At 50.2% G+C, this 267-nt stretch carries 1 protein-coding gene; it reads left to right on the top strand.

Annotated features, from left to right (window positions below; translation table 11 throughout):
• On the top strand, positions 1-267 hold a 267-nt coding region (locus KO495_RS11390; protein ID WP_215980530.1), incomplete at both ends, for a hypothetical protein.

Here is a 267-nt window from a genome sequence, read left to right as displayed (position 1 = left end):
AAGAGCCAGCGCCAGCAGCGGATGTCACTGATCCAGATGATATTGACGCATTGCTTGATTCGGTTGCTGAAGAGCCAGCGCCAGCAGCAAATGTAACCGATCCAGATGATATTGATGCGCTGTTAGACTCAGTAAATGACAAAGCAGAAGCGGCAGCAACAGAGCCAGAAGAGGTTGCCCCAGAAAAAACTGCTCCAGAAGAAGCTGCGCCAGCAGCGGATGTCACAGACCCAGATGATATTGATGCGCTGTTAGACTCAGTAAATG

The sequence above is a fragment of the Colwellia sp. D2M02 genome, from assembly GCF_018860755.1.
In the GTDB taxonomy this organism is placed as follows: Bacteria; Pseudomonadota; Gammaproteobacteria; order Enterobacterales; family Alteromonadaceae; genus Colwellia; species Colwellia asteriadis.
Note: the sequence above shows the minus strand (reverse complement) of the source record. Positions and strands in the feature narration are given on the sequence as shown.